Below are 17,915 nucleotides of genomic sequence, written 5' to 3'. Positions count from 1 at the left end.
ATGTGGGGGCTGTTGTGAATTCCATTGATGCAAAAGCGCTCGGCAAGGTCGCCGTGCTGCTGGGCGGTCGTTCCGCCGAACGCGAGGTTTCGTTGATGTCCGGCACCGGCGTGCTGGCCGCGCTCCAGTCCAAGGGCGTGGACGCCCACGCCTTCGATCCGGCCGAACGCGACCTGGATGACCTCAAGCGCGAGGGTTTTCAGCGCGTCTTCATCGCACTGCACGGCCGCTTCGGCGAAGACGGCACGGTGCAGGGCGCGCTCGAACTCCTGGGCATTCCCTACACCGGTCCGGGCGTCATGGCCTCGGCCGTGGCCATGGACAAGCTCATGACCAAACGAATCTGGATCGCCGAAGGCCTGGCCACCCCGGCCTGGCGCCAGGTGCACAGCGCGGCCGAAACGCGCGCGGCCTTCGCGGCCCTGGGCTCGCCCATGATCGTCAAGCCGGTGCGCGAAGGCTCGACCATCGGCCTGACCAAGGTCATGACCGCCGACCAGTGCGAGGCCGCCTACGCGCTGGCCGCGGGCCAGGACCCGATGGTGATGTGCGAGCAGTTCATCGCCGGCGACGAGGTGACCGTGCCCGTGCTGGGCACCGGCGCGCAGGCGCGGGCGCTGCCGGTGATCCGCATCGTCGCGCCCGACGGCAATTACGACTACCAGCACAAGTACTTCACCGACGACACGAAATACCTGGTGCCCTGCGGCCTGCCCGACGGTGAAGAGGCGGCGATCCAGGCGCTGGTGCTCAAGTCGTTCCGCACGCTGGACTGCCGCGGCTGGGCGCGCGCCGACGTGATGATCGACGCCAAGACCCGCCAGCCCTACCTGCTGGAGATCAACACCTCGCCCGGCATGACCGGCCACTCGCTGGTGCCAATGTCGGCCCGCGCCACCGGCCTGTCGTACGAAGACCTGTGCCTGCAGGTGCTGGCCAGCGCGGCGCTGGACAACGCAGCCGCCCACCCGGCCTGAACCCGACGCCATGGAACACGCCGAACTGCCCCTGGACATCAAGCTCATGACCGTGGCCACGCGCGCCCTGGTCGTGCTGCTGGCCGTCCTCGTGGTGGCGGCGCTGGGCACCTGGGCGCTGCGCCACCCGGCGTGGACGGTGCGGGCCATCACGGTGCAGGGCGACGTGGTGCACCAGAACGCCGTGACCTTCCGCGCGCAGCTGGCCTCGCAGATGAAGAGCGGCCTGTCGGGCAACTTCCTCACGCTGGACCTGCAGCGGGTGCGCGCCCTGTTCGAGGCCGTGCCCTGGGTACGCCGCGCGGTTGTGCAGCGCGACTTTCCCAACCGCCTGAAGGTGACCATCGAAGAACACCAGGCCGTGGCCTGGTGGGGCGAGACCGGTTCGGGCCGCCTGGTCAACCGCCTGGGCGAGGTCTTCGACGCCAGCCCGGACGAAGGCGAGGAGCTGCCCGAGCTGGCCGGACCCGATCACCAGTCGGCCCAGGTGTGGGCGCTGTTCCAGAGCCTGCAGACCGAATTCACCCGGCTGGAGATGGGCCTGTCCCGGCTGCAGCTCAACGAGCGCGGCAGCTGGAGCGCCGACCTCGACAGCGGCACCCACATCGAACTGGGCCGCGGCACGCCCGACGAACTGCTGGCCCGCACGCAACGCTTCACCGCCACGCTCAGCCAGCTGACGGCGCGCTACCCCGGGGCGCTGCAGTCGGTGGACCTGCGCTATCCCAATGGTTACGCCCTGCGCGTGCGCGGCGTGACCACCGTGACCGACGTCGACCCGAACACCCCCCAGAACACCAGGTAATCAAGCACACATCATGGCCAAGGAATACAAGGACCTCGTCGTCGGACTGGACATCGGCACCGCCAAGATCATGGTGGTGGTGGCCGAGGTGCAGGCCAACGGCGAACTCAAGCTCGCAGGGCTCGGTGTCTCGGCCAGCCACGGCCTCAAGCGCGGCGTGGTGGTCAACATCGACGCCACGGTGCAGAGCATCCAGCAGGCGCTCAAGGAAGCGGAGCTGATGGCCGACTGCCGCATCGCCCGCGTCTACACGGGCATCACCGGCAGCCACATCCGCGGCATCAACAGCAGCGGCATGGTGGCCATCAAGGACCGCGAGGTGACCCCGGCCGACGTGGCCCGCGTGATCGAGACCGCCAAGGCGATCAACATCTCCACCGACCAGCGCCTGCTGCTGGTGGAGCCGCAGGAATTCGTGATCGACGGCCAGGAGGTCAAGGAGCCAATCGGCATGAGCGGTATCCGCCTCGAAGCCAAGGTGCACATTGTCACCGGTGCCCAGAGCGCGGCCGAGAACATCATCAAGTGCGTGCGCCGCTGCGGTCTGGAAGTGGACCAGCTCATGCTCAACCCGCTGGCGTCGAGCCAGGCCATCCTGACCGACGACGAGAAGGAACTGGGCGTGGCGCTGGTGGACATCGGCGCCGGCACCACCGACGTGGCCATCTTCGCTGGCGGCGCGATCCGCCACACGGCGGTGATCCCGATCGCGGGCGACCTGATCACCAGCGACATCGCCATGGCGTTGCGCACGCCCACCAAGGACGCCGAGGACATCAAGGTCGAGAACGGTTGCGCCAAGCAGTTGCTGGCCGACCCCGAGACGCAGGTCGAGGTGCCCGGCCTGGGCGACCGCGGCCCGCGCATGCTCAGCCGCCAGGCCCTGGCCGGCGTGATCGAACCACGCGTCGAAGAAATCTTTGCCCTGGTGCAGCAGGTGGTGCGCGATTCGGGCTTCGAGGAAGTGCTGTCCTCGGGCATCGTGCTCACCGGCGGCAGCGCCGTCATGCCGGGCATGGTCGAACTGGGCGAGGACATCTTCCTCAAGCCGGTGCGCCGTGGCGTGCCGCACTACGCGGGCGCGCTGTCGGACATGGTCTCGCAGCCGCGCGCGGCCACGGTGATGGGCCTGCTCGAAGAAGCGCGCCTGGCGCGCGTGCGCGGGCACAAGGTGGCGCAGAAGGCCGGCTCCATGCAGGGGGCCTTCGACCGCATGAAAAACTGGTTTGTGGGGACGTTCTGATGACGACATTGACCACCCCTGCGCCGCGTGGCACAGCCCGTTTGCCGGTGTCCTGGAGCCCGCGCTGCCGCCCCCGGCTCCGATGTCCGATCTGCACCGGACCGCCTGGTTGAAGCAGCACAGCAGCGTGAACCGAATCTTGATTTTTGAAATGAAAGCCGCCCCGAACGCCCGTTCGGGCACACACAGGAGAGAAACATGAGCATCGAAATGATCGAAGTCGAAGAATTCAACCAAGGCACCCAGATCAAGGTGATCGGCGTCGGCGGCGGTGGCGGCAACGCCGTGGACCACATGGTCTCGCGCAACGTCCAGGGCGTGGAGTTCATCTGTGCCAACACCGATGCACAGGCCCTGGCCCGCAGCCTGGCGGCCCGCACCATCCAGCTCGGCGGCAGCGGCCTGGGCGCTGGCAGCAAGCCCGAGAAGGGCCGTGACGCGGCCGAACTGGCGGTCGAGGACATCCGCACCGCCATCGATGGCGCGCACATGCTGTTCATCACCGCCGGCATGGGCGGCGGCACCGGCACCGGCGCTGCGCCGGTGATCGCCCGCGTGGCCAAGGAAATGGGCATCCTGACCGTGGGTGTGGTCACCAAGCCCTTCGACTGGGAAGGCGGCCGCCGCATGACCAACGCCGACGCCGGCCTGGCCGAACTCGAAGCCAACGTCGATTCGCTGATCGTGGTGCTCAACGAGAAGCTGCTCGATGTGCTGGGCGACGACATCACCCAGGACGAAGCCTTCGCCCACGCCAACGACGTGCTCAAGAACGCCGTCGGCGGCATCGCCGAAATCATCAACGAGTACGGCAACGTGAACGTCGACTTTGAAGACGTGCGCACCGTGATGGGCGAGCCCGGCAAGGCCATGATGGGCACGGCTACCGCCAGCGGCCCGGACCGCGCCCGCATCGCCGCCGAGCAGGCCGTGGCCTGCCCTCTGCTGGAAGGTGTGGACCTGTCGGGCGCCAAGGGCGTGCTGGTGCTGGTGACGGCATCCAAGGGCAGCCTGAAGCTCAAGGAATCGAAGGAAGCGATGAACGCCATCAAGGCCTACGCCGCTGCGGACGCGCACGTGATTTACGGCGCCGCCTACGACGAGAGCCTGGGCGACGAGATGCGCGTGACCGTGGTCGCCACCGGCCTGAGCCGCCAGAACGCCGCCCGCCGCACCGCGCCTCCGCTGCAGGTGCTGCGCACCGGCACCGACAACGTGCCGTTCAACGTGCCGACCGTCAACGCTGTCGTGGGTGGCGCGGGCGTGGGCAGCGTCAGTGCGGGTGTGGCCCAGCCCGACTACGCCGGCATGGGCGTGCCCAGCGTCTGGCGCACCAACCGCACCCAGGCCGCGGCCAAGGTGGACGCGCTGGCTTCCGGTGGCATGGACGACTTCGAGATTCCGGCTTTCCTGCGCAAGCAGGCTGATTGATTTTTTCTGGGGGCGCGTGTGCACTGCGTTCTCTTGCCTGCACCTCGCGGGCTTGAGGGCGCGGCGCACTCTGCTCCGCGGCTGTCCCCCGGCCCGGCTGCGCCGTGCCTCCTCCTTTATGCCGCTGCGCAGAGCGCGCCGCGCCCACCAGCTGGAACCGTCTTGGCACATTCACGGATGCACGCCAAAAGGGCTTTGGTGATTGGGGTGGCCGGCGCAGCGAAATAAAGGAGGAGCCAGGGGCGCAGCCCTTGGCGGGGGACATTCGCGGAGCCGGCCACCCCGGTCGCCACAGCCCGCGCCGGCCGGAGCGCAGTGCCCGGGGGCTATCGAGGCCATCGAATTTCCAGCCAGCGCAAAAACACCTGCAAACCTAAAATCGCTCGATGCTCGCTCAACGCACCCTCAAATCCCTGACCAAGGCGGTCGGCGTCGGCCTGCACAGCGGGCAGCGGGTGGAACTGACGCTGCGGCCGGCCGCGCCGGACACGGGCATCGTGTTCCGCCGTGTGGACCTGCCCGAGCCGGTCGAGATATCGGTGCGGGCCGACTCGGTGACCGACACCAAACTGGCCTCGACCATCTCCAACGGCGGTGTGAAAGTGCACACCATCGAGCACCTGATGAGCGCCGCCGCCGGCCTGGGGCTGGACAACCTCTACGTGGACATCACGGCCGAAGAGGTGCCCATCCTCGACGGTTCGTCGGCCTCGTTCGTCTACCTGCTGCAGAGCGCCGGCATCGTCACGCAGAAGGCGGCCAAGCGCTTCATCCGCGTGAAGAAACCGGTGGAGGTGCGCGAGGGTGAAGGTCGTACGCTCAAGTGGGCGCGGCTCGACCCCTTCCACGGCTACAAGCTGGCGTTCGAGATCGAGTTCGACCACCCAGCCGTCAACGCCACCGGCCAGCGCGTCGAGTTCGACATGGGCAGCGGCACCTACGCGCGAGAGATCGCGCGGGCCCGCACCTTCGGCTTCACGCGCGACGTGGAGATGATGCGCACCCACGGCCTGGGCCTGGGCGGCGGGCTGGACAACGCCATCGTGATGGACGATGTGAAGGTGCTCAACGCCGACGGCCTGCGCTACGCCGACGAGTTCGTCAAACACAAGATCCTGGACGCGATCGGGGACCTGTATGTCGTGGGCCATCCGCTGCTCGCCGCCTACAGCGCCTTCCGCAGCGGCCACGCCATGAACAACCAACTGCTGCGCGCCCTGCTGGCCCAGCCCGAGGCCTACGACATCGTGAGCTTCGAACAGGAGCGCGAGGCCCCCGCCGGCTTCGCGCAACTTGCACCCGCCTGGTAACCGGGACCCACGGCCATGGTGCTGTTCCGCTTCACCGTTTTCTTCCTGCTGATCGCCGCGGGCGTGTGCTTCGCCTTCTACATCGGCACCGGCCAGCAGAAGTACCGTCTCTGGGGCCTGAAGATTCTCAAGTGGGCCGTGATCGCCGGGCTGGGGTTCTTCGGCGTATTGGTGCTGGAACGGGTTCTCTAGCAGGCAGGCGTCTGTCCTCACTTAACGATAAAGGGCAGCGCGGAGATTGCGCCGTTGCCAAGGCTTTGTGCTTTGACTTCACTGGTGCTTGCATCGGCGGTCACCGCTCCCGTTCCTGAGTCTCGGAAAGTGACCTTCGCTGTCTTGCCGTCGTAGCCTGATTCGAGTGTGTAGCGCCCGCGTTCTGAAAGGGTTACCGTCATGTTGATCATTGCGACTCTCTGCACTCCCGCGGGACTGTCAACGTAGTTGGCCATCACCTTCAGATCTCTTTGTCCGGGGCGAATGCGGTAGACGTAGTTGTCGGTGCACTGCCGACCAGAACCGATAAAGGTTCCGTCTACCAAAATAATTTGCAGAACTCGCTGGTACTGCTTGCCATTCTCTGCCGTGATCAATCCACGGTCGCAAGGAACAGGAATAAGTGCAGCATCGGAGCCTTCGTACGAGCCCAGGTGGGTGCAACCTGCAATTGCCAATGCACTTGTCGTAATCAGTATTGCTTTCATAGGATTGCCTCAACTTTGACTTGGCGGTGATCAATAACTCCGTCCACCCTTGTACGCCGCATGCGTACGCGCTTGCAGCGGCGACACCTTGTTGATCGCCGCTGTGGTGCGCGCCACCTGCGCGTGGGTGATGCACAGGCCCAGCGCGTCGGCGGCGTCTTTGCCGGGCAGGCCGGGCAGCTGCAGCAGGCGTTTGACCATTTCCTGCATCTGCGCCTTGTCGGCGCGGCCGTGGCCGGCCACGGCTTTTTTCAATTGCAGGGCGGTGTATTCGGCCACGCCCAGGCCGTTGGCCACCAGGGCGGTGAGGCAACAACCGCGCGCCTGGCCCAGCAGCAGCGTGGCCTGCGGGTTGACGTTGACGAACACGATCTCGCACACGGCGACCTCGGGCTGGTAGCGCTTCACCACCTCGCTGATGCCGTCGAACAGGATCTTCAGCCGCTCGGGCAGCAGCGCGCCATTTTTCGGGCTGGTCTGGATGGTGCCGCTGGCCACGTAGTGCAGGGCGGCGCCTTCGGTGTCCACCACGCCAAAGCCGGTGCATTGCAGGCCGGGGTCGATGCCGAGGATGCGCATGGGGGGGCTCAGAGGTCGAAGGTCCAGCGGACCGAGTGGAAGAACACCGGGGCGGCAAAGCACAGCGCGTCCACCCGGTCGAGCAGGCCGGCCGCGCCGGTGACCGAGCGGCCCGCGCTGCCCCAGTGGGTGACGCCGCGGTCGCGCTTGATGGCCTTCATGACCAGGTGGCCCAGCGAGCCGGCCACGCAGGCCACCAGCGCCATGGCCAGCGCGGGCAGGGGCTTGAACGGCGTGATGCCGGCCAGCAGCCCGCCCAGCAGGCCGCCCGCCGCCAGACCCGCCAGCCAGCTGCGCCAGTGAAACCCCGCGCTGATGGCCGGGGCCACCGGGCGGGTCAGGCGCCGCGCCACCAGGTGCTGCACCAGCATGCAGGTCTGCACCACGGCGACCAGGAAGAACACCAGGAAGGCCATGCGCCCGGCAAACCGCGGGAACTGCAGCAGCAGCAAGGCGGGCACGTGGCTCAGGCCGTAGACACAGACCATGATGCCCCACTGCAGCATGGCGTTGCGTTCCAGAAAACGCTGCGGGTCGTTGGCCAGGGCGCTGACCACGGGCAGGGCGAGGAACACGTAGACCGGCACGAACACGGTGAACAGGTCGAAGTGCCGCGTCCACACCAGGCCGTACTGCACCGGCAGCACCACGAAGCAGGCCAGCAGCAGGCTGCGGTGGTCGCCGCGCCGGGTGGGCGAGAGGCTGATGAATTCGCGCAGCACGAAGAAGGACACCAGGCCGAACAGCACGATGGCCACACCGTCGCCCGCGGCCCAGCCGATCCAGAACACCAGGGCCATCAGCCAGGAGCTGCGCAAGAGGGCTTGCAGGTCCTGCAGGCGCAGGGTGCGGCCGCCCGTGTCGGGGTCGGGGTGGCGGCGCTCGCGCAGCGAGAGCAGGATGGCGCCCACCGTGGCCAGCAGCAGCACGCCGAACACCAGCACGAACAGCAGGCTGACCTGCTGTTCCGGGGTGAGGCTGCGCAGGAAGGTCCGCATGGCTCAGACCTCCCGCAGGGCCATCACGGCCGCGCGTGCGCGTTGCAGGAAGTCCCCGCGCGGCTCGTCGGCGCCGAGCTGCACCGGTTCGCCGAAGGTGACCGAACACAGCACCGGCACGGGCACCACCTCGCCCTTGGGCATGACGCGCTGCACGTTGTGGATCCAGGCCGGCACCAGCACCACGTCGGGGAACTGGCGCGCCAGGTTGTACAGCCCGCTCTTGAAGGGTTGCGGATCTTCGGTGTGGCCGCGTGTGCCCTCGGGGAACAGGATCAGCGAATCGCCGCTCTCCAGCGCGGCGATCAGCGGCGCCAGCGGGTCTTCGTCGCCTTTTTTCTCGCGCTCGACATAGACCGCGTTGAACACGGCCGACGTGATCCAGCGTTTGAAGCGTGAGGCGGTCCAGTAGTCTTTGGCGGCGATGGGGCGGGTGATGCTGCGCAGTTCCTGCGGCAGGGCGGCCCAGATCAGCACCAGGTCGGCGTGGCTCTGGTGGTTGGCGAAGTAGATGCGCTGCTCGGCCTTGGGCGGGCAGCCGTGCCAGCGCGCCTGCGCGCCGGTGAGCAGGCGCACGAAGCCCAGCAGCAGCAGGCTCATGGCTTTGGCGCGCCAGTCCATGGCCCGTGGCCCTTCAGGGAGGACTCACGTCGCCCATGCGGGCGACGATGGTGCCGGCGCGGCGCGCCAGGTAGGGCGAGCCTTGGCGGGTCTCGAAGAACTTGGGGCTGGGCAGCATGACGGCCAGGCGCGCGGCTTCATAGGCGCTGAGCTTGGCCGCCGGTTTGTTGAAGTAGCGCTGCGCGGCGGCCTCGGCGCCGAAGATGCCTTCGCCCCACTCGACGCTGTTGAGGTAGATCTCCAGGATGCGCGGCTTGGGCAGCAGGGCCTCCAGCAACAGCGCGAGGACCAGTTCCTGCCCCTTGCGCAACAGGTGGCGCTCGCCCGAGAGCAGCAGGTTCTTGGCCAGCTGCTGGGTGATGGTGGAGCCGCCCACCACCTTGGGCGGCTTGATCTTCTTGAGCGCGGCCTGGGCCGCCTCCGGCTTGTTGGCCAGCTTCTTCTCGATCAGCTCGGCGCGCTTGTCGGCCTGGGCCTGGCGCTTCTCGTTCTTCTGCCAGGCGGACTCCAGCGCTTCCCAGTCCACCCCGCCGTGGTCGGAGAAACCGGCGTCTTCCGACGCCATGACCGCGCGCTTGAGGTTCGGGCTGATCTGGTCGTAGTCCACCCACTGCGACGACCAGCGCCAGGTCTTGTCGGTGGTCAGGCTCTCGCCGGCCACGCGCCACGCTTCGGAGCGCATGAAGGCCGTGCTCTGCGGGTCGATCACCAGCATGAGCGCGATGCGCCCCACAAAAAACAGCTGCAGCGCCACACCGGCGAGCAGCACCCACAACAACCAGCGACCGATGGATTTCATGAACGTTATTGGGTGGACATCTGCGTTTGCAGGCCGGCTTCGCGTGTGAAGCGAAAGCGCGAGACGACCACGATCTGGTCGGCGCGGCGGCGCATGGCGTCGCTGAAGCGGCCGAAGTCCAACCCGCGCACGATGGCCTGGGCGCGCCGGTCCAGCGTCTTGTTGCCGGACGACTGCACGATCTCGGTGGACAGCACGGCACCGCTGTGGTTGACGGTGATGACCATGGTCAGCTCGCCGTAGAGCTTGCGCCCCGCGGCCTCGGGGAAGTTGCTGGTGCCCCGGTCCTCGATCTTGCGGCGCAGCTCGTCGTAGTAGATCGCGTACACCTCTTCGCGCGTGGCGGGGCTGATGTAGCGCTTCTTGGGCCGCGCGTTCTCTTCGTTGATGCGTTTTTCGATCTCGGCCAGGATCTTGATCAGGGCCTTGCGCTTCTGCTCGCGTTCGATGCTGGCCTGGCTCGGGTTGACGGCCTGCAGATCGGGCGGCGGCAGGCTGGCCAGGGCCTTGCGCACCTGGGTCAGCAGCTGGTTCTGCTGTTCTTTCAGGGCCTCGATGCGCTGCTCGTCTTCTTCCGGCGTGTCGCCCGCGCGGGCCGTCAGGTGGGGCGGCAACGGCGAGGTGGCGCGGCCCTTGGCCGCTTCGCCACCACCGGCCAGGCTGGCCTGGGCGATGGCCATGGCTTTTTGCGGCAGCTCGTCGCTCTTGGCGTTGACCAGGATCACTTCGAGCGGCGTGTCCTGGAACACGCGGTTGAACCCCTCGGGGTTGACGAAGCGCACCGTCAGCAGCACGGCGTGCACGGCCACCGACACGCCCAGCGCCAGCTGCAGCGTGGAGAGTCCCTTGAGGAAGCCCAGGAGCGGTTTCACGCGGGGAATTATCCGTGCGGACCCGGTGCCGGCCTCAACCGGCTGCCGGGGCGTCGGCCCCGGCCGGCGCCTCGTTGACGTCGATGGCCAGGGCCAGCGGCGCGGCCAGTTCTTCGCCCTCGTCCTCGCCCGATTCGTCCAGCGCTTCCACCGGCCCGTCCAGCCGTTCGATGACGGTGCCCGAGACGTCGAGCGCGATCTCGTCGATGGCGCCCAGGCGCACCCGCACATGGGCGCCGCGCGGCAGGCCGTCCGCGCCCATCACCGGCATGACCAGCGGCAGGCTGTCGGCGCGCACCAGGTTGTCCTTGATCAGCGTGGCGGTCAGCTCGGTGGCGCCGGTCTGCTGCAGGTGCTTGAGCGTCCAGAAGCGTTCCATGCCGTTCTGGAAGCCGTTGTAGGCGGTGTAGGCCGCGTCGAAGCCGCTGATGACGGCGAACAGGTTCGCGTCCTTGGGCTTGAACGGCGCGGCCAGCGCGGCGGTCTTGCCGTGGCGCGCGCAGGCGATGATCTGCCACTGGTTGACCAGGTCCACATAGCGGCGCAAGGGCGAGGTGCTCCAGGCGTAGGCCTTGACGCCGATGCCCGCGTGCGGCGCGACCTTGGTGCCCATGCGCACCTTCATGCCCGGGGCCAGGCTGGCCTGGCTGCGGTAGATGCCGGGCACGCCGCAGTCGGCCAGCCACTGGCCCCAGCTGCTGTTGGCCAGGATCATGGCCTCGGCCACCATCAGGTCCAGCGGCGCGCCGCGCGAACGCGTGCCGATGACCACGGTTTCGCTGCCATCGGGCTCGGCGCCGGTCGCGCCCTGCAGCTTGAAGGTGTAGTCGGGCCGGTTGAAGGTTTCGGGCTTGCCGCGCACCACTTCGCGCTGCGCTTTCAGGTGCTTGGCCAAGCGGAAGATGAAGGCCAGCTGCGGCTGCAGCGCGGCGATCTCGTCACTGGCCGCGCCCACCGGTGCCTCGTCGGTCAGCCAGGCTTCGGTGATCACGCTGTCGAGCTGGTCGTGCCGCAGGTTGTGCGCGATCGGCACCCGCTCCAGCGCGGTGCGGCTGTCTTTCAGTTCCAGCGTGGCTTCGTCAAAGCTCACATAGAGCGAGACCGCCGGGCAGTCGCGCCCGGCTTCGAGCGTGTAGGTCTGCACCACCGCGTCGGGCAGCATGGTGATCTTGTGGCCCGGCATGTAGACCGTGGACAGGCGGTGGCGCGCCACGGCGTCGATGGCGTCGTCGGGCTTGATGGCCAGACCCGGCGCCGCGATGTGGACGCCCAGCGTGACCGTGCCACTGCCCAGGCCTTGCAGCGAGAGCGCGTCGTCGATTTCGGTGGTCTGCGAATCGTCGATGGAAAAGGCCTGGACGGCGGCGACCGGCAGCTCGTCGGTGATGGCCGGCGCCTGCAGGGCCGGGAAGCCCGTGCCCTTGGGGAACTGGTCGAACAGGAACCGCTGCCAGTGGAACTGGTAGGCGCTGGTGATGGCGCCGGCCTTTTCCAGCAGGGCCAGCGGGTTCAGGTGGCTGCTGCGCGCGGCCTCGACCACGGCCTTGTATTCGGGCGCGTTCTTGTCCGGCTTGAACAGGATCTTGTAGAGCTGCTGGCGCACCGGCGCCGGGCAAGTGCCGGCCACCAGTTCGCCCGTCCAGGCATCGATCTGCTCCTGGATCTGTTTCTTCTTCTCAATCGCGGCCAGCGCCTGCGCCACGATCTCGGCCGGTGCCTTCTTGTAGCGGCCCTTGCCGGCGCGGCGGAAGTAGTGCGGCGCGCCCTGCAGGCAGATCAGCGCGGCGACCTGCTGCTCGGTGCTGGCGTGGGCGCTGAAATAGTCGGCCGCCAGGTCGGCGAAGCCGAACTCGTCTTCGGGCGCGAATTCGTAGGCCAGTTCCAGCTCCATGGACGCGGCCAGGGCGGTGGCGGCGGGCATGAGCTGGGCCGGGGCGGGCTTCTCGAAACGCAGCAAGGCATTGGCGGCCTTGACCTTCACGCGTTTGCCGGAGTCGAGCTCCACTTGCAGGGAGCTTTCGGCTTCGGACAGGAGGCGACCGGTCATGAGTTTGCCGGCTTCGTCGAACAGGATGTGCATGGGGCGGGATTGTCCCACGCGCGCGGACCACGGCCCGCCGCCGGGCCGCCCTGCGGCGGGTCAGCCTTCGGGACCCGGCGTTCCCCTGCCCTGGGGCCGCGCCCCCCCGGCAGCGGCGGCGCGTGGGGCTCAGTTCGTCAGGTCGAGAAAGCGGAAAACGGCGTCGATGTGGTCGTCGAAATCGCTGATCGCGTGGTCACTGCCCGGCAGCAGGCGCAGCTCGCCACCGGCGCAGAAGGCCTGCATCTCGCGCCAGTCCAGCACCTCGTCGCCCTGGGCCACGATGGCGAACTGGCGGGCCGGTGTGGCCGGGTGCTGGGCGCTCAGGTGGGCGATGTCCTGCTCCTGTGCGCGCAACTGGTCCACGAAGGACGGTTCGAAGAAAAAACGTTCGGCCGGGTCGTGCCAGGCGGTCTGCTCGCCGATGTACTTCTGCAGATCACGCGCCGGGAACACGGCCGGGTTGAGCAGCACGGCCCTGGCGCAGCCGGTCTGCAACGCCAGCCAGCGGGCATAGAAGCCGCCCAGCGACGACCCGACCACGGCCATGTGCTCGCGCGGCCAGTCCCGAATCCCGTCCATCACCAGACGCATCGCCTCGGCGGGCGACGGCGGCAGCTGCGGGCACCACCACACCACGCCCGGGTGCTGCGCCCGCACGCGGGCGGACACTTTCTGCGCCTTCATGGACTGCGGCGAGGAACGGAAACCGTGCAGGTAGAGCAGGTGGGTGGTGGTCATGCGGCGGATGATAGGGGCGAAAAAAAGCCCCGCCGAGGCGGGGCTGTTGTGGCGTGTGAAGTGCAACCGATCAGAACGCATCCAGCACGATGTTCGTCATCAGCGGGCGGAAGATGTTGGCAAACGATTCCACCCGGATTTCTCGCCGGTTCACCGGGTTGCTCAAGCTGCCCAGGCTGAATGTCTTGCTGTAGGTGCCGCTGCTGGTCGGTGCAAAACCTTCATCGACCTCGTTCAATTCGGCCCCGTTGCTGATGGAGCTGTACATCCAGAGGTGCACGTTCGGGTTGGTGTTGCTGCCGCTGATGGTGAGGTCGCCGCCATTGAACGTGCTGAAGTTGGCGAGCGTCGGGGCCGAGATGACCGGGAAGCTGGCGGCCTGGGCTTCGGTCAGTGTCAGCGGACGCAGCGGGATGGTTTCCTTGTAGCTGATGGCGCTGGTCGGGCTGCCTGCCATGGCGGTGGAGTCATCGGCACGGAAGGCCGTGATGGTGTACTGCGCCTGGTCGGGAATGGCCGCGATGGCTGCGTCGGACATGCCGGCGCCCCCTGCGCCACCAAAACAGCTGGAAGCCATGATGTACCAGCGGTTGCCCAACTGGTTGCTCACGTTGGTGATGCCCCAGTTGCCGCCGTCCGTGGGCTCGTAGCGCAGCCCCTCGCTGGGCAGGCCGGCGCCTTTGACCACGACATACGAAATGGTGCCGCCGTTGTTGTTGGCGTTGAAGTCGGAAATCTCGAACTCGATGCCCGTGCCAAAGCAGGCGGACTGGTTGTTGTGGATGAATTTGGACATGTGGGCGTAGCCGCCGATGTCCATGCGACGGCCATCACCGCGCAAGCGCCAAACGCCATCGCTGCCCTTGGCCATCTGCACGGACTTCACCCGGTCCATCACGATCCCGTTTTTGTCCCTCAAAGTGAAGCCTACAAAGGCCCGGGGGAACAGGTTTGCCAGGTTGTCGATGCTGGTGTAGTCGAACTTGTGGATGGTCACGTCGGTGATGCGCATGCCCACCAGGGCGCTGTCGCCGGCGATCATGGTGGCCCACTGGGCGGCGTTCTTGTCCCCGCTGCGGAACGGCAGTTGTGTCGCGTCACCGACGTTGGGCGACCCGGTTCCGCCATGGAGCTGTGCTTCGATCGCCCCTGCACTGGGCAAGCCGTCGGCGAACGCGGAGGCCAAACCGGTCAAGGCCAGGCGCACGGCGGTGATGTCATCGGCGGCTGTGGTCATGCCGGTGCCGGGCAGCGACACCGCGGTTTCCTGGGCCGCTTTGGTCTGGAGGGCGTCCTGGATCTGCTGGTCGTTGATCAGGTTGGTGATGGTGGCGATGCTGGTGTCGGGATCGACACTCACGCTGATCACATCCAGCGCCTTGTCCAGCGCACTGGACAGCGGGGTGAACTGGGTGCGCATCAGGTCGATGGTGCCTTCGACGCCCATGGCCTGCAGAACCGGCAGCAGTTTGTCCCGCAGCGCGTCTTTTTCCGCTTGGACCTCGTCTGGCGTGAGACTGGAGAAATTGCCGCCGTCAAAGTAGTTGGCCGCCAGTTGGCCGGCCACGTTGGCGATGACCAGGTCCGTCAGCGGCGTGATGTTGATGTTGCCGTTCACGTCGGCAGCGGTGGCGCCGGAGTGCAGCACGTAGGTGGTGCCGCCTGCCGTGCCTTCGGCGCGGAACATGAACGGGGCGGTCATGCCGGTCACGTCCACTGTGTAGGAGCCGTTGTCACCGATGGTGACTTCCTTGGTGGCTCCAGTGGCGTCTTTGACCGTGACCCTGCCGACCAGTGGCAAACCGGCGGCAGCGGTGCCCGTGAAGCTGGCGGCCTCCACCGGGGGGTCTCCGCCCGAACTGGAGGGGGAACTCCCGCCTCCGCAACCAGACAAGGTGATGACTGCGGCACTGACCAGCGCCAGCGCCAGCTTCGAAAAACTCGGCTTCATGGATGCTCCTAGAGAAAAACCACTCGACCTTCCAGACCTGGATCGGGAAGACTTGCGGCGATTGAATAGGGATTTGCACCGGAACGCCTCCCATGTTCATGGGGTGAGCACGAGGCGGCCTGGGCGGTTTCACATATCCATGGGAGGCTTGACGCGGCCGCCGCGGTTTGGGCGGCGCTATGCTCAACCCCGTTCTGGCCGTCCTTCGACGGGGCACGAGGATGTTTCCAGTGTGGAATGTGTTGATCGTTGAGGACGATGCCCAGATGCGGGAGTTCTTCGCATGCAGTGTCGCGCGCAGCGATTCACTGGCGCTGCTGGCCAGCGTCGGCACGGTGGCCGAGGCGATGACCTGCCTGGACCAACCGATGCAGCGCGTGGACGTGCTGCTCACCGACCTGGGGTTGCCCGATGGCAGTGGCCTGGACGTGATCCGCCATGCCCGGCTGCGGCATCCCGAGTGCGAAGCGCTGGTCATTTCGATGTTCGGCGATGAGGACAACGTGATGGCCAGCATCGAGGCCGGTGCGCTGGGCTACATCCACAAGGACACCACGCCGGAAGATGTGGCCCAGACCATTCTGGGCATGAAGGCTGGGGCATCGCCGATTTCCCCCATGATCGCGCGCCGGGTGCTGGCCAAATACCGGGCGTTGCAGGCGCAGCCTCCGGTGGCGCCGGCGTCCGATTCGGGTTGGAGTGATCCGCCGTCGGTGCCCGCCGGCGAAGAGAAGGTGCAGCTGTCCAACCGCGAGCAGGAGGTGCTGGAGCTGATCGCGCGCGGGTTTTCCTACGCCGAGATCGCGCGGCTGAAGGCGGTGAGCGTACACACGGTGCAGACGCACATCAAAAACCTCTACAGCAAGCTGGCGGTGCATTCCAAGAGCGAGGCGGTGTTCGAGGCCACACGCATGGGCTTGTTGCCCCGTGGGTACTGATGCCGATGCGGGCGACCGGATGGGGGTTGCGGCTGGCGCTGTGGTTGTGCCTGGCGCTGGCATCGGTCATGGCCCGGGCGCTGCCGCTGGAGTTGACCCAGGCCCGCGCCGTGGTGCGTGTTCAGGGCACGGTGACGGACCAGGCGGTGGTGCTGCCCTATGCCTGGGACAGCCACCACCAGGGTCGCCCGGGCGATGCGACCTTTGATCTGCGCTTTGACTTGCCCCAGGTGCCGGCCGAACCGTGGGGGCTGTTTCTGGAACGGCTGGGCAATGCCTACGAGATCCGGCTCAACGGACTGTTGCTGGAGCGCGGCGGTGATCTGGAGCGCTTCAATGGCAACGACGCCGGTCAGATCCCCCGGCTGCTGAGCCTGCCGGAAGGGTACCTGTCCACGACCAACACCCTCAGCATCCGCATCCGCACCGACGCCGGACGCCACGGCGGCCTGTCCAAGATCCTCATCGGCCCGATGGGGGAGGTGTCTCCGATCTACCGCGAGTCCCACCTCCTGCGCAGCACCGGCACGGTGCTGGTCGCGGTGTTCAGCCTGATCGTGGGGCTGGCGGCACTGGCCTTGTGGGCCACGCAGACGCAGATCGGCGCGGACGGACGGTTGCGACGCGATCCGCTGTACCTGTTTGCGGCGTTCGCCGAGCTGGCCTGGTCGCTGCGGGTGGGCAATGCCCACATCGAGTTCACACCGCTGCCCTGGCCCTGGTGGGGCATCGTGCCCGTGACGGCCCTGGGCGTCTGGGCGGTGTGCATGGTGTTCTTCTGCATGGAGCTCACCGGTTGGCGCCGCAGCCCCCTGGTGATCGGCTTTCGGCGTGGCCAGGCGCTGCTGATGGCGCTGGGGCCTGGTGTGGCGGCCTGGGCCATCGGTGGCGATCAACCAATGGTGCTGACGCTGTGGTACGCGGCGCTGGGCGTCAGCATCCTGGCGTTCGGCGTCTGGTTTCTGGTGCGCGCCGCCCGTTCACCGCAGACATCGCAGCGCCTGATGGCGCTGGCGCTGGGGGTCAATGTGTTGGTCGGGCTGCGCGATCTCTATGTGTTTCGCATCCATCCCAGCTACCCGAGCACCTCGCTCATGTACTACACCTCCAGCCTGTTTGGCGTGATGCTGGGCTATGTGGTGATCGCCCGGTTCCGTGAAGCCAGCGCGCAGGTGCGCGAGCTGATGAGCACCCTGACCGTGCGAGTGGCCCAGCGCGAACGCGAACTCAACAGCAGTTACCAGCGCCTGGAGGTGCTGGCGCGCGAGCAGGAGCGCACGGCCGAACGCACCCGCATCCTGCGCGACATGCACGACGGCGTGGGCTCGCACATCAGCGCCGCGATCCGGCAGCTGCAGTCCGGGCGGGCCAGCCAGACCGATGTGTTGCAGACCCTGCGCGACTCGCTGGACCAGCTCAAGCTGACCATCGACGCCATGCACCTGCCGCCGGGCGATGTCACGGCGCTGCTGGCCAACCTGCGCTACCGGCTGGAGCCGCGCCTGCGGGCTTCGGACATCGAGCTGCAATGGGACGTCGACCTGATCGAGCCGATCCGCAGCCTGGACGCCCAGGCCATGCGCCACCTGCAGTTCATGGTGTTCGAAGCCTTGTCCAACGTGCTGCAGCACGCCCAGGCGAGCCGGCTGCGCATCGAGGCCAATGGCGCCGCCGACGCCGTGCGGCTGCGCATCGTGGACGACGGGCGGGGGTTCGACGTGCAGGCGCCGGCCCGCAAAGGCCTGGTCTCGCTGCGCGAGCGCGCCCAGGCCATCGGCGCGCAGTTGCTGATCGAAAGCCGCCCCGGCCAGACCGTGGTGACCATCGTGCTGCCGGTGACTTGATCGCCCGCGCCGCGGCGAGGTGGGC

17 protein-coding genes are annotated in these 17,915 nt (G+C 67.3%); 8 read left to right on the top strand and 9 right to left on the bottom strand.

Annotated features, from left to right (window positions below; translation table 11 throughout):
- Positions 1-14: 14 nt before the first annotated feature.
- From RMP09_RS08380 to RMP09_RS08355, 6 genes are all read left to right on the top strand, one after another.
- Positions 15-977, top strand: a complete 963-nt coding sequence (locus tag RMP09_RS08380; protein ID WP_310565524.1) for a D-alanine--D-alanine ligase — start codon at positions 15-17, stop codon at positions 975-977.
- Positions 978-987: 10 nt separating this feature from the next.
- Complete coding sequence (locus tag RMP09_RS08375) at positions 988-1,782, top strand: cell division protein FtsQ/DivIB (RefSeq protein WP_310565523.1); 795 nt, start codon at positions 988-990, stop codon at positions 1,780-1,782.
- Positions 1,783-1,795: 13 nt separating this feature from the next.
- On the top strand, positions 1,796-3,025 hold the full coding sequence (ftsA, locus tag RMP09_RS08370) for a cell division protein FtsA (RefSeq protein ID WP_310565522.1): 1,230 nt from the start codon (positions 1,796-1,798) through the stop codon (positions 3,023-3,025).
- Between the two features lie 198 nt (positions 3,026-3,223).
- Positions 3,224-4,456, top strand: a complete 1,233-nt coding sequence (gene ftsZ / locus RMP09_RS08365) for a cell division protein FtsZ (RefSeq protein ID WP_310565521.1) — start codon at positions 3,224-3,226, stop codon at positions 4,454-4,456.
- Positions 4,457-4,842: 386 nt separating this feature from the next.
- Positions 4,843-5,766 carry a UDP-3-O-acyl-N-acetylglucosamine deacetylase gene (lpxC, locus tag RMP09_RS08360; RefSeq protein ID WP_310565520.1) on the top strand — a complete coding sequence of 308 codons (924 nt, stop codon included), beginning with the start codon at positions 4,843-4,845 and terminating at the stop codon, positions 5,764-5,766.
- 15 nt (positions 5,767-5,781) lie between these two features.
- The gene (locus RMP09_RS08355) at positions 5,782-5,958 is read left to right on the top strand and encodes a hypothetical protein (RefSeq protein WP_310565519.1); all 177 of its coding nucleotides are present in this window, start codon (positions 5,782-5,784) and stop codon (positions 5,956-5,958) included.
- Positions 5,959-5,975: 17 nt separating this feature from the next.
- Here the strand turns inward: RMP09_RS08355 and RMP09_RS08350 are convergent, their stop codons facing one another.
- The 9 genes from RMP09_RS08350 to RMP09_RS08310 form a co-directional block, all read right to left on the bottom strand.
- Positions 5,976-6,467 (bottom strand): hypothetical protein, encoded by a 492-nt coding sequence (locus RMP09_RS08350; protein WP_310565518.1) that lies wholly within the window; start codon positions 6,465-6,467, stop codon positions 5,976-5,978.
- A 30-nt stretch (positions 6,468-6,497) separates the two neighbouring features.
- Positions 6,498-7,046: a crossover junction endodeoxyribonuclease RuvC gene (gene ruvC / locus RMP09_RS08345; protein ID WP_310565517.1), complete on the bottom strand. Its 549-nt coding sequence runs from the start codon at positions 7,044-7,046 to the stop codon at positions 6,498-6,500.
- An 8-nt stretch (positions 7,047-7,054) separates the two neighbouring features.
- Entirely contained in the window at positions 7,055-8,044 is a 990-nt protein-coding gene (locus RMP09_RS08340; RefSeq protein WP_310565516.1) for a phosphatidate cytidylyltransferase, read from the bottom strand.
- Positions 8,045-8,047: 3 nt separating this feature from the next.
- Complete coding sequence (locus RMP09_RS08335; RefSeq protein WP_310565515.1) at positions 8,048-8,665, bottom strand: lysophospholipid acyltransferase family protein; 618 nt, start codon at positions 8,663-8,665, stop codon at positions 8,048-8,050.
- A gap of 13 nt (positions 8,666-8,678) precedes the next feature.
- Positions 8,679-9,464 (bottom strand): transglycosylase domain-containing protein, encoded by a 786-nt coding sequence (locus RMP09_RS08330; protein ID WP_310565514.1) that lies wholly within the window; start codon positions 9,462-9,464, stop codon positions 8,679-8,681.
- A 5-nt stretch (positions 9,465-9,469) separates the two neighbouring features.
- Positions 9,470-10,336 (bottom strand): TonB family protein, encoded by an 867-nt coding sequence (locus RMP09_RS08325; protein ID WP_310565513.1) that lies wholly within the window; start codon positions 10,334-10,336, stop codon positions 9,470-9,472.
- A gap of 34 nt (positions 10,337-10,370) precedes the next feature.
- Positions 10,371-12,416: a ribonuclease catalytic domain-containing protein gene (locus RMP09_RS08320; protein ID WP_310565512.1), complete on the bottom strand. Its 2,046-nt coding sequence runs from the start codon at positions 12,414-12,416 to the stop codon at positions 10,371-10,373.
- Positions 12,417-12,545: 129 nt separating this feature from the next.
- Positions 12,546-13,157: a YqiA/YcfP family alpha/beta fold hydrolase gene (locus RMP09_RS08315; RefSeq protein WP_310565511.1), complete on the bottom strand. Its 612-nt coding sequence runs from the start codon at positions 13,155-13,157 to the stop codon at positions 12,546-12,548.
- Positions 13,158-13,227: 70 nt separating this feature from the next.
- Entirely contained in the window at positions 13,228-15,108 is a 1,881-nt protein-coding gene (locus RMP09_RS08310) for a hypothetical protein (protein WP_310565510.1), read from the bottom strand.
- Between the two features lie 221 nt (positions 15,109-15,329).
- On the opposite strand from RMP09_RS08310, the gene RMP09_RS08305 reads away from it, so the two are divergent.
- Positions 15,330-16,046, top strand: coding sequence for a response regulator transcription factor (locus RMP09_RS08305; protein WP_409559700.1), 717 nt, complete (start codon positions 15,330-15,332; stop codon positions 16,044-16,046).
- A gap of 5 nt (positions 16,047-16,051) precedes the next feature.
- Positions 16,052-17,890, top strand: a complete 1,839-nt coding sequence (locus RMP09_RS08300; protein ID WP_310565508.1) for a sensor histidine kinase — start codon at positions 16,052-16,054, stop codon at positions 17,888-17,890.
- Positions 17,891-17,915 lie beyond the last annotated feature (25 nt).

The organism is Hydrogenophaga sp., from assembly GCF_031426985.1.
Lineage (GTDB): Bacteria > Pseudomonadota > Gammaproteobacteria > Burkholderiales > Burkholderiaceae_C > Hydrogenophaga.
The sequence above is the reverse complement of the archived record's forward strand: the minus strand, read 5'-3'. Positions and strand labels throughout refer to the sequence as shown.